The organism is Thermodesulfobacteriota bacterium (genome assembly GCA_035325995.1).
GTDB lineage: Bacteria > Desulfobacterota_D > UBA1144 > Nemesobacterales > UBA2774 > JADLGH01.
This window is the reverse complement of sequence record DAOKYU010000003.1, coordinates 184,415-197,619: the sequence shown is the minus strand read 5'-3', so window position 1 is coordinate 197,619 and position 13,205 is coordinate 184,415. Positions and strand designations below refer to the sequence as shown.

The 13,205-nt window shown below is 57.8% G+C and carries 12 protein-coding genes and 1 riboswitch; of the genes, 9 read left to right on the top strand and 3 right to left on the bottom strand.

Going from position 1 to position 13,205, the window contains the following annotated elements; genetic code table 11:
* Window positions 1-47: 47 nt before the first annotated feature.
* Together PKC29_05695 and PKC29_05690 are read right to left on the bottom strand one after the other, a co-directional pair.
* Window positions 48-623: a hypothetical protein gene (locus PKC29_05695; protein ID HML94903.1), complete on the bottom strand. Its 576-nt coding sequence runs from the start codon at window positions 621-623 to the stop codon at window positions 48-50.
* Between the two features lie 190 nt (window positions 624-813).
* Window positions 814-1,209 (bottom strand): carboxymuconolactone decarboxylase family protein, encoded by a 396-nt coding sequence (locus tag PKC29_05690; protein ID HML94902.1) that lies wholly within the window; start codon window positions 1,207-1,209, stop codon window positions 814-816.
* 85 nt (window positions 1,210-1,294) lie between these two features.
* On the opposite strand from PKC29_05690, the gene PKC29_05685 reads away from it, so the two are divergent.
* Complete coding sequence (locus PKC29_05685; protein ID HML94901.1) at window positions 1,295-1,597, top strand: putative quinol monooxygenase; 303 nt, start codon at window positions 1,295-1,297, stop codon at window positions 1,595-1,597.
* Entirely contained in the window at window positions 1,594-3,249 is a 1,656-nt protein-coding gene (locus PKC29_05680) for a peptide ABC transporter substrate-binding protein (GenBank protein ID HML94900.1), read from the top strand. The genes PKC29_05685 and PKC29_05680 overlap by 4 nt, the downstream gene beginning before the upstream one ends.
* Before the next feature lie 92 nt (window positions 3,250-3,341).
* Here the strand turns inward: PKC29_05680 and PKC29_05675 are convergent, their stop codons facing one another.
* Window positions 3,342-4,394, bottom strand: a complete 1,053-nt coding sequence (locus PKC29_05675) for an LLM class flavin-dependent oxidoreductase (protein HML94899.1) — start codon at window positions 4,392-4,394, stop codon at window positions 3,342-3,344.
* Between the two features lie 174 nt (window positions 4,395-4,568).
* Here PKC29_05675 and PKC29_05670 point away from each other — a divergent pair, with 174 nt between their 5' ends.
* The 7 genes from PKC29_05670 to PKC29_05640 all read left to right on the top strand — a co-directional run bounded on the left by PKC29_05670 (window position 4,569) and on the right by PKC29_05640 (window position 13,055).
* Window positions 4,569-5,591, top strand: a complete 1,023-nt coding sequence (locus tag PKC29_05670; GenBank protein ID HML94898.1) for an LLM class flavin-dependent oxidoreductase — start codon at window positions 4,569-4,571, stop codon at window positions 5,589-5,591.
* 65 nt (window positions 5,592-5,656) lie between these two features.
* Window positions 5,657-5,841: riboswitch (cobalamin riboswitch) on the top strand.
* Window positions 5,842-5,923: 82 nt separating this feature from the next.
* Window positions 5,924-7,801: a TonB-dependent receptor gene (locus tag PKC29_05665; protein HML94897.1), complete on the top strand. Its 1,878-nt coding sequence runs from the start codon at window positions 5,924-5,926 to the stop codon at window positions 7,799-7,801.
* 38 nt (window positions 7,802-7,839) lie between these two features.
* Complete coding sequence (locus tag PKC29_05660; GenBank protein ID HML94896.1) at window positions 7,840-9,336, top strand: hypothetical protein; 1,497 nt, start codon at window positions 7,840-7,842, stop codon at window positions 9,334-9,336.
* A gap of 99 nt (window positions 9,337-9,435) precedes the next feature.
* Window positions 9,436-10,383 carry a cobalamin-binding protein gene (locus PKC29_05655; GenBank protein ID HML94895.1) on the top strand — a complete coding sequence of 316 codons (948 nt, stop codon included), beginning with the start codon at window positions 9,436-9,438 and terminating at the stop codon, window positions 10,381-10,383.
* A 3-nt stretch (window positions 10,384-10,386) separates the two neighbouring features.
* Window positions 10,387-11,268, top strand: a complete 882-nt coding sequence (locus PKC29_05650) for an ABC transporter substrate-binding protein (GenBank protein ID HML94894.1) — start codon at window positions 10,387-10,389, stop codon at window positions 11,266-11,268.
* On the top strand, window positions 11,252-12,025 hold the full coding sequence (locus tag PKC29_05645; protein HML94893.1) for an ABC transporter ATP-binding protein: 774 nt from the start codon (window positions 11,252-11,254) through the stop codon (window positions 12,023-12,025). The genes PKC29_05650 and PKC29_05645 overlap by 17 nt, the downstream gene beginning before the upstream one ends.
* Before the next feature lie 28 nt (window positions 12,026-12,053).
* A complete protein-coding gene (locus tag PKC29_05640) occupies window positions 12,054-13,055 on the top strand; it encodes an iron ABC transporter permease (GenBank protein ID HML94892.1) in 1,002 nt (333 codons plus the stop codon).
* The last annotated feature ends 150 nt before the right edge of the window (window positions 13,056-13,205 follow it).

The following is a 13,205-nucleotide window of genomic DNA, read 5'->3' as shown; positions in this document are numbered from 1 at the left end:
GCGAGCCTGCGCAATCCGAACAGGCGGGTTTAACACCGGGGCCGCTTCTAGTAGTAGTTTAGCTCGCTGTCTATCCAGTATTTTTCGGCGCCGACGTTCGTCCTTAAAGCGATACCCTGCTTCGTTAGCTGGTAGATGACTATATCCGACTGGAACGGAACCTCGCCGCTCGCGCCGCCGCCCTCCGTCCTGGATTTGAGGACCGCGTCGCCCTGCACCCCGAAGTCCCACCCGCTGCTGATGAACTGTCTCATGACGGTGGGATTATTGAAGATTATCACTTCCCTGAAGTCCGTGACCGCGACGCCGAGCCCGACGCCGCCTTCGGCCATTTTCATGTAAGTCGTTTTGCCGTTCGCGTTATCGACGATGACGCCGTATCCGCTACCCGAGCCAAGGACAAGAAGCTGGGTGTTTATGTTGCTGAAAACGCCGTATCCCGCCGCGTTCTTTATGAGGTCTCTCGTAAAGGGCTTGGCGGCGTAAAGGTCTTCGAGCGTCCTGTCCTTCATCCTGAGGACGAAGTCCCTTTTTTCCTGCGGAGTAGCGCCCTTGGGCCTTGCGCAGGCGGACAAAACCACGGCAGACAAAATTACCGATAACAAAATAACTGATGCCCTCATCTGTTTCTCCTCAAACTGGATTATATAAACCCATCCCGGTGATTTTGCCGCGCCATGCAAGCCTGCATCCGGGCAACGTTTGTATTATATCATGGACTCCGATTTCACAGGCTGGAATATATTTCGCGGAAAATAATATTTTTTGGCGGCAAAGGAGAGCCTGTCCCACCTTACAACAGGGGGCCAGGGCTCAGGCGCCGGCCTTGCCCTTGCCGTCCAGCTCCTGGAACACCTCTTTCGCGAGCCTGAGGCCCGTCAGCGCTGCCGGGAAACCGGCGTAAACGAGCACCTGTATGAGCACCTCGACTATCTCGTCGCGCGTGCATCCGCATGTGAGTGCACCCTTTATGTGGACCTTGAGCTGGTTGGGCGCGGTGCCTATGGCCGCGAGGGCCGCGACGGCCGTTATCTCGCGCGACTTCATGTCGAGGCCCGGGCGGGAGGAGATTTCACCGAAGACGAATTCCATCAGGTAGCGCACCATGTCGGGCGCTATGTCGTTCAGGCTCGCCTCGGTCCTGGCGGCGGCTCCAGGCGAGATTTCCTCTAGTTTTTCGACCCCGCGTTTGTACTTGTCGTCGGACATGTGTAACTCCCCCCTTACAATCCTTGAATAATTCGGACGCAGTGCCTATACTACGTTTTTTACGCTTCTTTGTAAAGGAGACCCGGTGCTTATACTCATCGCGAAATTCAGGACAAAACCGGAGACGAGGGACAGGATGAAAGAGATGGCCCGGGGCCTCATCGGGCCGTCGAGGGCCGAGGAAGGATGCATAGTGTACGAGTTCTTGCAGGATGCGTTCGACCCCGATTCGTTCACGTTCTACGAGAGATGGCGGAGCATGGAAGACCTGGAGCTTCATTTCAGGGAGCCCCACTTCCTTGAATTCGCCGACGCTTTCCCCGGGCTCATAGACGGTTCTGAAAGTATCGTCGCCTACGAAATTTCCGAAGAGAAGAGCCTCGCATGACGACATGCTCATACCCTAACATCCATCGGTTTAGATTCGCCCTTGCGGCCGGGCTCATTGTTATCGCGGCGCTCGTCCTCGTCTCGTGCAGCGCCGACAAGGGCGCGGAGAGCGCGGCGAAACGGGACACGATCAACATAAACCTCGGCAACGAGCCCCCTTCGCTCGACTGGTCCCTGGCTACGGACACCTCTTCTTACACCGTCCTCAACAACATAATGGAGGGGCTTACGCAGTTCGACGCGGAGTTCCACCCGCTCCCGGCGCTGGCCGAGAGCTGGACTGTGAGCGACGACGGCAAGACCTATACGTTCAAGATAAGGGAAGGGGTGAAGTGGACCGACGGGAAGCCGCTCACGGCGGGCGACTTCGAGTATTCGTGGAAGAGGCTCCTCAACCCCGAAACGGGCGCGGATTACGCTTACTTCCTTTACGACATAGTGAACGCCGAGGAGTACAACACCGGCGGGATAAAAGAGGCCGGCAAGGTCGGGATTAAGGTCGTGGACGACGGTACGCTCGAAGTCAGGCTCAAGAAGCCGGCGGCTTATTTCCCGAGCCTGCTGTCGTTCATGGCGACGTATCCTATGCGAAAGGACGTCGTCGAGGAGCACGGGATAAGGTGGACCGAGCCCGAGAACATCGCAACGCTCGGCCCTTATACGCTAACGTCGTGGAAGCACCACGACCACATACTCCTCACGCGAAACGGCGGCTACCGGGGCGAAAAGCCGCGCATCGAGAAGGTCAGGATAATAATGAACGAGAATCCTTCGTCGGCACTCGCGCAATACGAGAGCGGCGAGCTCGACTACGCGGACAGTAAGAGCATACCGCCTCTCGAAGTGCCGAGGCTTAAAGACCTCCCGGATTTCAAGGCGACGCTCATGTTCAGGACCAATTACATAGCGTTTAACACGGAGAAGCCGCCCTTCGACAACCCGCTCGTCAGAAAGGCGTTCGCGGCATCCATAGACAGGCAGAGCATAGTAGACCTCATACAGGGCGCCGGCGTTACGACGAAGTCGTGGATACCCAACGACATGCTCGGGTATAACGGCGAGGTAGGGATAGACTTCGACCCCGGGCAGGCGAAGAAGTGGCTCGCCGAGGCCGGGTACCCGGACGGGAAAGGCTTCCCCGAAGTATCCTTCCTCTGGCCCGACGTCAGCAGCAACAGGGTTATAGCCGAGGCGCTCCAGAGCATGTGGAAGATGTATCTCGGCGTCGGGGTGAATCTCATGAACCAGGAATGGAAGGTTTACCTAAGCACCATAAACACGGACCCGCCCGAGATACACAGGGCCGGATGGGGGGCGGATTTCCCGGACCCTCACAACTTCATGACGCTATTTACGTGCACCTCGGGGAACAACAGGACCAGGTGGTGTAACGAGGAATACGACGCCCTCGTCTACAAGGCTGCCGAGGAGACAGACCCCGCGAAGAGGGTTGAGCTTTACGACAAGGCCCAGAAGATACTGACGGAGGACGACGTCCCGATAGTCCCGATGTTCGTCTCTAACCAGCAGAACATGATAAAGCCCTACGTGAAGGGACTCGTGCCTAACCCGCTCGACCTCGTCTTGTTCAAGTACGTCTACTTCGAGGACCCGGTCAAGGAAAATGCGGCAGCGGCCGAGCCGGAATAACCCCGCCGAATAGAGGGTACCCCGTTTTCATCCTCCCCCATGGAAGGGGGAGGAATAGATTACAGGGCCGCCGGTGAATACTGCCGGACCGCTCAGCCCTTGAAGTAAGGAATGATGTCCTTCGCGTAGGTCCTGAGCGCATTTTCGGGGTCGGGGCTGAACCTGTAAAAGAGGACGAAGTGCCTGACGCCCTTGTCTATGTACTTCTCGATCTTGGCTATGCAGTCCTTCTTCGAGCCCGTGATGGTGAAGTCTATTATCGCCTCCCTCGGGAAGAACTGCCCTATTTGCCTGAACTTCTGCCTCCCCGCCTCGTCCTGCGGAATGACGTTGAAGTAGTTAAGGCCGTGGTACTCCTCGGGGATTTCGACGTCGTATCCCGCCTTCTTGAGCTGGTCCTGCATGACGAGGACGTACTTGAACGGTTCGAGGGACTTGTAGGCCTCGTCCTCGTCGTTGCCGAGCGATGTGAACACCCATAGCGCCGGGTCTATCTCGGACTCGTCCCTTCCGGCAGCTTTCGCGCTTTCCTTGATAGTGCCATAATATTCCTCATAGAGGCCCGGGTTAAGGTCTATGGGCAGCCACCCGTCGCCGAGCTCGCCCGCGAGCCTGAGCCCTTTAGGGGTGTGCGTCGCGATGTACATCGGTATCCTGTCCCTCTTGTACGGCTTTACCTGGAGGAATGCATCCTTGAGATTGAAAAATTCGCCCTCGTAATCTATCGGCCCGTCCGCTGCCCAGAGCTTCTGCATGACCTCCATCGATTCCCTCAGCCTCGAAAGGGGCTTGTTCCACTTTATGCCGTAGGCGTCGAGGTTCATCGATTCGCCGACGCCGAGAGTGAGCGTGACCCTGCCCTCGGACAGGTGGTCTATGGACGCGAGCCTCTGCGCGAAAACGGCGGGGTGCATCCTGTGCGGGTCCGAAACCGTGCCGAGCTTTATGCTCTTCGTTTTCATGGCCGCCGCGGTCGCTATGGTCCATGCCTCGTGGGCTTCCGTCGGTGAAACGAAAACCACGTGGTCGGGATACCACACAGTATCGAACCCGAGCTCGTCGGCGAGGACCGAGAATTTAAGGAGTCCGTCCATGTCGGCGCCGGGCATGGGGGCCGACAGGCCGAATTTTATATCTTTACTCATTATTTATTCACCTCTCAATGGTTAATAGTTGTGATTATAAACCCATGGGCATCGGAATCGCAACGTTTTTGTGCGGACGTGCAGACGTGTAATTACATGGAATCCGTTAAGTCGCGGATGTTATAGCGGATGTTATAATAGTGCGCAGGCTAAAGAACGCTCAGGAGGGATATCATGAAATTCGGCATCGGACTATTCGGCATGCAGACACACGGTGAGCTCCCGTACGGCCACCCGGAGCTCTATAAAAACAGCCTCGGGCAGGTGAGGCTCGCCGAGAGCGTCGGTTTCGATTCGGCGTGGATATCCGAGCATCATTTCCTGGACGACGGCTACTGCCCGTCGCCTGCGGTGGCCGCGGCGGCGATGGCGGCCGTTACGTCGAGTATAAGAATCGGCTCGGCCGGCATAATACTGCCCCTTCAAAATCCCGTCCGCGTCGCGGAGGACGCCGCCGTCGTGGACAACATATCGAACGGCAGGTTCGACCTCGGGGTCGTCCTCGGATACAGGAAGGAAGAGTACGACGGCATGGGCGTCTCGATGAAGCAGCGCCCGTCGAGGATGGAGGAAGGGCTCGAGGTTCTCGGGAAAGCGCTTTCCGGCGAGACGTTCTCGTTCGAGGGCAAGAGGTTTAATTTTCAGAATACGACGGTGACCCCGAAGCCCGTCCAGAAACCGATACCGCTTTACGTGGGGGCTTTCGAGGAGCCCGGGATAAGGCGTGCGGGGAGGTTCGGTTATCCGCTCCTCATAGGCCCGGGGAGGACGGTGAGCATGGTGAGGGACACGCTCGGGTATTACAACGACGAGGCGAAAAAGGCGGGGAAGGACCCCGAAGCCGTCGAGCACATACTCCTCCGCGAGACGTTCGTTTCCCCGGACAGGGATAAAGCCCTGGAGGGCGGAACGAAATATATCATCGATATGTACAGGTACTACTTCACCCTCGGGGTGAGGATGTTCGTCAGGGGAAAGCAGCTCACGGGGCTCGACGACCCCCTCTTCGAGCACCTGGCCGAGGACAGGTTCATTATCGGCACGCCGGAAGACTGCGTCAAGGAGATAGAGATGTACAGGGACACCCTCGGGATAAAATACATAGCCTGCAGGATGGTTTTCCCCCAGGCCCCGCACGACGTCATATCGGGGTGCATAGAGACGTTCGGGAAAGGTATTATACCGCGCTTCAAATAGCCGCTTCGGGGGCACTTGAATTCGCCCCTCCAGGAGTTAATATGTAAGGGATTATTTTCGCTCTTTAAAATTTATGGATATAAGGTGCCCAGGCTTAAAAGGGAAGTCCGGTGAGAATCCGGCGCAGCCCGCTCGCTGCTGTGAGTAGTCCTTAAAGTCCGCCGCAAAAACGCCACTGGTTATTCCGGGAAGGCGCGGCGGAGTCCCGAGGCTACGAGCCAGAACATCTGCCTTATGACTGTGAATTTACTTTTCTTCGAGGGGAGAAGGTAAATGTTCGGCGTTCGCACAGACCCGCCTCCCGGTTCGAAGCTCGTGAACCGGTGGCGAAATTGAAAAGACTCTTAATATTCCTCCTTGCCATATTCATCCCCATGCCCGCGTTCGGGCAGGACGACGGGGATACCCTCGAAACCGTCATAGTCGAAGACGCACCGGAGGCGCCGCCCCTCGACTACCCCTCCGCCTTTTCCACCGTCCTCGAGCTCGGCAGCTTCATGGGCGAGTACAACACGGCCTCCGAGATACTGTCCTTCTCGCCGGGAGTAGTCGTCAGGGACTACGGCGGCTTCGGGCAGCTTAAGACCCTCTCCATAAGGGGATCGTCGAACGACCAGGTGGTCGTGCTACTCGACGGCGTGAGGCTGAACAGCCCCGTCGGCGGCGGGGTGGACCTTTCTACAATCCCGGTCCATTACGTCGAAAGGTACGAGGTACTTCGCGGAGGCGCCTCGGCGCTCGTGGGGAGCGACGCGATAGGCGGCGTCGTAAATATAGTGACGAAGGACTCGGCAAAGCCGTTCACATTCGCCTCGGCGACCTACGGCTCTTACGAGACGTTCAGCCTTAACGCCTCGCGTGCACAGAAGGTCGGCGATTTCAGCTACCTTGTATCGTTCACGCACTCGCAGTCGAAGGGCGACTTCAAGTTCAAGTCGGTGAACGACCTCACGCTCACGCGCATCAATAACGAGTTTCATTCCGAGAGTTTGCTGGGGAAAGTTACGTACGACCCGGGGAACGGGTGGAAGATAAGCCTCCTTAACGAGTTTTTCTACGACGACTGCGGGGTGCCGGGCCTCGGCGAATTCCAGCAGCCGGACGCAAACCAGAAGGACCTCAGGAACCTGACCAGCATAAATATATCGAAGGAGAAATTCATAAACGAGAACTTCGGCCTCGACGTGCTCATATTCAACAGGTTCGACGATTTGAAGTACAAGAACCCGGAGCCGACAGTGGGCCTCCCGCTCGACACCCACAGCAAGACCTACTCCTTCGGCATAAACCCGACGCTCAGGTGGTTCGCGCCTTATAACCAGGTATTCACGTTCGCCTTGGATGCGAGGGAGGACATTCTTCTTAACGAGGCCTACGACGACCCGAAGAGGTTCAGCCTCGGCCTTTTCGCCGGGGACGAAATAAATCTCTTCGACGGGCTTTTGTTGATTAACCCGATAGCGAGGTACGACGTGTGGAGGACGCGGCACGAAACGACCGACACCGATTCGGGCGTCTCGGCGAGGCTCGGGGTCATCGTCGCGCCGTTCGATTTCCTGTCGTTCAAGGCCAACGCGGGCCGGTCGTACAGGGCGCCCAGCTTCGGCGAGCTCTTCTATCCGAACGAGGGGTTCATACGCGGAAACCCGAACCTAAAGCCCGAGACGTCGTACGACTTCGACGTCGGCTTCGTGCTGTCGCACCCGAAGGCGGCCCTCGAAGTCACGTATTTCAGAAGCCACGTCCGGGACCTGATAATGTTCGTCTACATAAGCTCTCTGACGATAGAGCCGAGGAACGTCGGCGACGTGAACGAGCAGGGCGTGGAGGCGAGCCTGGCGCTTAAGCCTTTCGATTTCTTCGAGCTCTTCGCGGGCTACACGTTCCTCGACGGCGAGATAGACGAAACGGGGGCCCAGCTCCCCGGAAGGCCGAGGAACAAGTTCGACCTCCGGGCGGTCCTGGACTTCGACTACGTCTCTTTCTTCTGGGAGACGAATTACGTGGACAGGATACCGGTCAGCGCGTTCCCGAATTCGAAGACGACCCCGGCCCGCACCGTATACAACGCCGGGGCGAAGGCGGAATGGAAGAAGCTCTTTTTCACGTTCGAGATAAAGAACCTCTTCAATAACCTCGACGTCAGGGACGCGCTCGACTTTCCGCTGCCGGGGAGGACTTATTACGCAACCGCAGGAGTGAATTTCTGAAACGAAAATAACCGATACACCACGAGGAGGATTTAGACATGAAAACTTTACTTTCGATATTGCTGATAGTTGCCGGATGCTTCACACTCGCGGGCTGTGACGAATCGGGCGGCGGAGGCGGATTCGTGCCCACGGGAGATATCCTGGCCGTGGCCGCGATACCGGGCTCCAACATAACGATAGAGGTAGGCGGGCTCGTGGGCTCGGTACCCGAGGGAAGCGCTATAGAGGTAACCAACCTCGACACCGGCGAGACCGGGGCGTCCTCCGGGCAGGGCGACGAGAGCTTTCCGCCCATAACCTTCACGGGCAGCACCGACGACGAGTTTAACGTTATCGTCACCGACGGGGGGACTATAGTGGAAGACATCGTCATAGGCGTGACGCTCCTTTCCGATTCCGTCCAGCAGAACCTGGCCCAGCTCGGGAGCATTCCCACCAATATAAGGATCAGGGACAACAGGGCCTACGTCACGAACGGGTTCTCGGACAATATTCAGATATTCGACCTTAACCAGAACCCGCCGAGCCAGGCGGGCACAATCGTCGTGCCGCCGGGATCGAACCCCTACGACATCGCGTTCCTCGACGATACGCGGGCGTACGTGCCTAACTATTCCGGGCAGAGCGTGGCCGTCGTGAACGTGCAGACGAGGGCATGCGAAGTGCTCATAGTCGAGGCCGGACACTCCGGCGACACCCAGCCCTGCCAAGCGGTACAGGTCATAGCGGGGAACGCATTCGAGGAGCCCGCCGGCATCACCATAGCCGACGGAAAGGCCTTCGTATCCAACAACAACTTCGACCCGAATTTCAATCCGGCCGGAAACGGATTTATAACGGTATTGAACACCGCCAATAATCTCCTCGTGACGATTATAGAGTCGTCCGGGGCGAACACGGGAAGCATGCTTTTATTCGAGGGCAGCATGTATGCCGTAAACGGCGGGGCTACGATATATTTTCCGGATAGCGGCGTATTCACGTGCAACACGGAATTCCCGCCGTCGATAGACGTAATAAATATCCAGACCAATACCGTAATCGATACTATCGACATCCCTCTCAGCGCCCAGAACCCGCTGATCTGTCTCTTTAATTCTCTCGCGGCCACGCCGGACGGGCTCGGGTACATGGGTATCGGTCTCGTTGGATCGCTTCTTAAAGTCGATTTGATTTCGGGAGAAGTAATCAACGGCACCGATAACCCCATAGTGATAACGGATACGACTGGACTTAACAGCACCTCGCCGGTCGCCATAAGGGATAACCTCCTTTTCACCACTCTCTTTAACACGGACCAGTTAGCGGTCCTAGATACGAATAACGACCGGCTCGATCCCTTCCCGTACATGGCGCCGTTCCCGGCGGGAATCAGGGCGTACGATCCGAGCGCGAGCTTATTCGACGGTGTGCAGTCCCTCGCCATCAGGCCGGGGATCCCGGGCGTGGATTTCCAGGGTCCGGACATATTCTTCATCACGGGCATAAGCGAGCAGCTTGGCTCGGTCGATACGACGCTCGGGCTCGAATAGCCGAGCGGTTTGCATAAAGAAAGCAGGTCAACGATAATTAAAGGAGGGGGACCGGGAGAAATCCTCCCCCTCCGGATTATCGAGAAAAGGCGGTATATCATGCGAATCTGCTCCTTTCTTCCAAGTACGACGGAAATACTCTACGAGCTCGGCCTCGGCGACAGCGTGACGGGAGTTACGCACGAGTGCGACTATCCCCCCGTGGCCCGCGAGAAGACGAGGGTCATCGTGAGCTTCATCGACCCTGAAAAGCTGTCCAGCAGGGAGATAGACGAGGTCGTCGGCAGAAACGCCGCCGAGGGAAAGAGCACCTATCTCATCGACAGGGACGCGCTCAGGGAAGCCTCGCCGGACCTCATACTGACGCAGGGGCTCTGCGAGGTGTGCGCCGTTTCGGGGAACGAAGTGACGGACGCGGCCTCGGTCCTGGGACGGGCGCCCGAGATAATATCACTCGAGCCTTCGACGCTCGGCGAGATACTGGAATCGATAATGATAATCGGCGAAGCGACGGGCACGGCCCAAGCGGCCGCGGAGATAACCGGGAAGCTCGGGCACAGGATAGACAAGGTGAGGGACCACTTCGAGGCCATGCGCGACAGGCCGAGGGTCTTCTGCCTCGAATGGCTCGACCCGCCCTACGCGGCCGGGCACTGGGTGCCGGAGATGGTCGAGATTGCGGGCGGGGTGAACGGGCTCGGAAAGCCGGGGGAGCCGTCGTTCAGGGTGACGTGGAAGGATATCGTGGATTTCTCGCCGCACATGACGATGATAATGCCGTGCGGTTTCAGCGCCGAAAAAGCGCTCGACGAAATAGACGTCGTCATGAAGAACGACGAGTGGTTTTCGCTTCCGTCGACGACCAACGGGCTCGCCTATGTATTCGACGCGAACTCTTACTTCAGCAGGCCGGGGCCGCGCGTCGTGGACGGGCTCGAAATACTCGCCCACACGATGCACCCGGGCGTCATGAAGGGCTACGAGCCGCCGGCAGGGTCGGTCGTCAACCTTAAAAACTACATGCGCTTCGAGCAGTTCCTCGGATAGAATATGCCTTCCGCAGTCAAACGCATTTTTCTCATGGCCATACTCTTCGCGCTGGCGTGCTTCCCGGCGTCAGCGGACGAGCCGCCCGCTCGCATAGTATCTCTCTCGCCGAGCCTTACGCACATCGTATACGCCCTCGGGGAATTTGGCAGGATAGTGGGCGTGACGATATACTCGGAGTTCCCGCCCGAGGCGGCGAATCTGCCCAAGGTGGGCGGCTGGGTGAACCCGAACTTCGAGGCGGTCGTCGCCCTAAGGCCCGACGCCGTTTTACTCATGAAGGACCAGGACTCGATGTTCGGGGGCAAGCTGCGGTCCCTCGGGCTCAGGACCGTAATCGTAAACGGCAACGATTCCGTCGCCGACATAGTGGATACTATAAACTTCCTCGGCAGGCTTTTAAACAGGGAAGACAGGGCGAAGGAAGTTACGGGGCACGTCGAAGAGAGCCTCGCCGCCGTAAAGAAGAAGACGGAGAATCTCCCGAGGAAGAAGGTGCTCCTCGTCGTCGGGCGTAACCCGGGGACCCTCGAAGATATCTACGTCATAGGGCAGAACAACTACATCAACGAGCTCATAGAAATCGCAGGCGGCGAGAACGTCGTCGAGAACGAGAGATTCTCGCTGAAGCTCACGAGGGAAGCGATTCTGACGCTCGATCCCGACGTAATCATCGAAGTGAACCACGAGCAGCCGGACAAGGAAGAGGAGATACTCGGAATATGGAGAGGGCTTCCCGAGTCGAGGGCCGTCAGGAACGGCGAGGTCTACATACTGCCGACGACCGTCGTCCTACACCCGAGCCAGACGATAGCCGAGGGCGCAGCGGTGCTGGCGGGCGTCCTGCACCCGGAAGCCGGAGAGGGAAATGGAAACGTTGATTGAATGCCGCGGGGTAGGGTTTTCGTACGGTCCGAGGCGGATTCTCTGCGATATAAGCCTCTCTTTCGGGAAGGGGAGCATGCACGGCATACTCGGCGCGAACGGCGCCGGTAAATCTACGCTGCTAAAGCTCCTGACGGGAGCCCTCGGGCCCGAAACGGGCGAGGTGCTCTACAGGGGAAAGCCGCTCCGCTCCCTCGGACAGAGGGACGTCGCCCGGAAAATCGCATACATACCGCAGGACCCCGTATTCGCCTTTCCGTTTACAGTTTCGGAAGTGATACTCATGGGCCGCGCGCCGTATATCGGCAGGTTCGAATTCGAAAGGGAGAGCGATATCGAAACGGCCCGTCGGGCTATGGAGACAGTCGGCATACCGCATCTCGGAAAGCGGCTCATAAGCGAAGTCTCGTCCGGGGAAAGGCAGCTCGCGTCCATAGCGCGCGCCCTCGTCCAGGAGCCCGAGGTGATGATACTCGACGAGCCGGCGACGTTCCTCGACATCAGGCACCGGAGCGAGATAATGAACATACTTAAGAAGCTCCGGGACGAGCGCGGTATCCTGATAATCGCGGCGACGCACGACATATTCGGCGCACTCTACTATTTCGACGAGATAATAATGATAAGGGAAGGAAGGGTTTTCGCCGAGGGGAATGCCGCCGAAGTGGTAACGGGCGAGAACCTGAGCACGCTCTACGGAACCAGTGTAGCTGTAAGAAAAGAGGACGGGAAGGTGTTCGTATACCCGGGAGATTAGCCCCCGTTACCGGAATTCACGTGAGCTCATGCCAGCCAAAAAGAAATTCCTGACAGCCATCGCAGCATTGACGGTCCTCTGGATAGCGGTCGCCTTCGCAAGCGTTTTCTCGGGTATATACGACGCCGGGATCATGGAGACGGTGACGGGAGGAGACCGGCTCGCGAGCACGATCTTTTACAAGATAAGGATACCGAGGGTGCTCATGGCTACCATAGCCGGGGGCACGTTCGCCATATGCGGGGCCGCGCTCCAGGCCCTTTTCAGGAACCCTCTCGCCTCGCCGTTTACGCTCGGCATCTCGGGAGGGGCGTCGCTCGGGGCGATAATCGCCATGAGGACGGGCCTCGCCGCGGGCTTTCTCGGCTTTTCGGTGGTCACGATATTCGCCTTCGTCTTTTCGCTGCTGACGATGCTGTTCGTTTATTCGGTGTCGAGGGTCGGGGGGATAGTCGCGACGGGGAGGCTCCTTCTCGCCGGGGTCGTGATGAACTTCCTCTATTCGGCCTTCATACTGTTCGTCCAGTTCTTCTCAAACTTCACCGAATCGCTCCAGACGATGCGGTGGATAATGGGGAGCCTCGACATCGTCGGCTACGGCGATGTGTGGAGGACGCTCCTGTTTGCCCTCCCCGGATGCCTTCTCCTGCTTTCAATTACGAAGGAAATGAATCTTTTCGGATTGGGGGACGACGTCGCGTCTTCCCTGGGCGTGGACGTGAGGAAGATGGAAAAGGAAATTTACTTCGCCACGTCGCTTTCGGCCGGGGCGGTGATATCGGTGACGGGACCGATCGGGTTCGTGGGGCTCATCATCCCGCACATATTGAGGATGATCCTCGGGGTGGACAACAGGATAATACTCCCCTGCTCGTTTCTACTGGGCGCGTCGTTCCTGACGCTGGCCGATACGGTGTCCAGAACCCTGATATCGCCGGTGGAGATACCTGTCGGAATCGTAACGGCCTCCATAGGCGGGCTGTTCTTCCTCTGGCTCCTGATACGGACCAAGAAAGAGGTGATAGTCTAGCTCCGCTTCCGGGGCAGACCTATCGGGCTTTACCCGGTCTGTGTCAGCATAGAGGCCGTTTCATTCTTACGTGCCCGGGTTTACGAGCCGGGAGCCTTGAACGGATCTACCTCGCCGGAAGAAGACCCGGAGCCTCCACTCGCTGCCGCG

Excerpts from the sequence above, each read along its gene's own strand:
- PKC29_05695 (HML94903.1), bottom strand. The coding sequence starts at position 623 with ATGAGGGCATCAGTTATTTTGTTATCGGTAATTTTGTCTGCCGTGGTT.
- PKC29_05690 (HML94902.1), bottom strand. The coding sequence starts at position 1,209 with ATGTCCGACGACAAGTACAAACGCGGGGTCGAAAAACTAGAGGAAATC.
- PKC29_05680 (HML94900.1), top strand. The coding sequence starts at position 1,594 with ATGACGACATGCTCATACCCTAACATCCATCGGTTTAGATTCGCCCTT.
- PKC29_05675 (HML94899.1), bottom strand. The coding sequence starts at position 4,394 with ATGAGTAAAGATATAAAATTCGGCCTGTCGGCCCCCATGCCCGGCGCC.
- PKC29_05670 (HML94898.1), top strand. The coding sequence starts at position 4,569 with ATGAAATTCGGCATCGGACTATTCGGCATGCAGACACACGGTGAGCTC.
- PKC29_05660 (HML94896.1), top strand. The coding sequence starts at position 7,840 with ATGAAAACTTTACTTTCGATATTGCTGATAGTTGCCGGATGCTTCACA.
- PKC29_05655 (HML94895.1), top strand. The coding sequence starts at position 9,436 with ATGCGAATCTGCTCCTTTCTTCCAAGTACGACGGAAATACTCTACGAG.
- PKC29_05650 (HML94894.1), top strand. The coding sequence starts at position 10,387 with ATGCCTTCCGCAGTCAAACGCATTTTTCTCATGGCCATACTCTTCGCG.
- PKC29_05645 (HML94893.1), top strand. The coding sequence starts at position 11,252 with ATGGAAACGTTGATTGAATGCCGCGGGGTAGGGTTTTCGTACGGTCCG.
- PKC29_05640 (HML94892.1), top strand. The coding sequence starts at position 12,054 with ATGCCAGCCAAAAAGAAATTCCTGACAGCCATCGCAGCATTGACGGTC.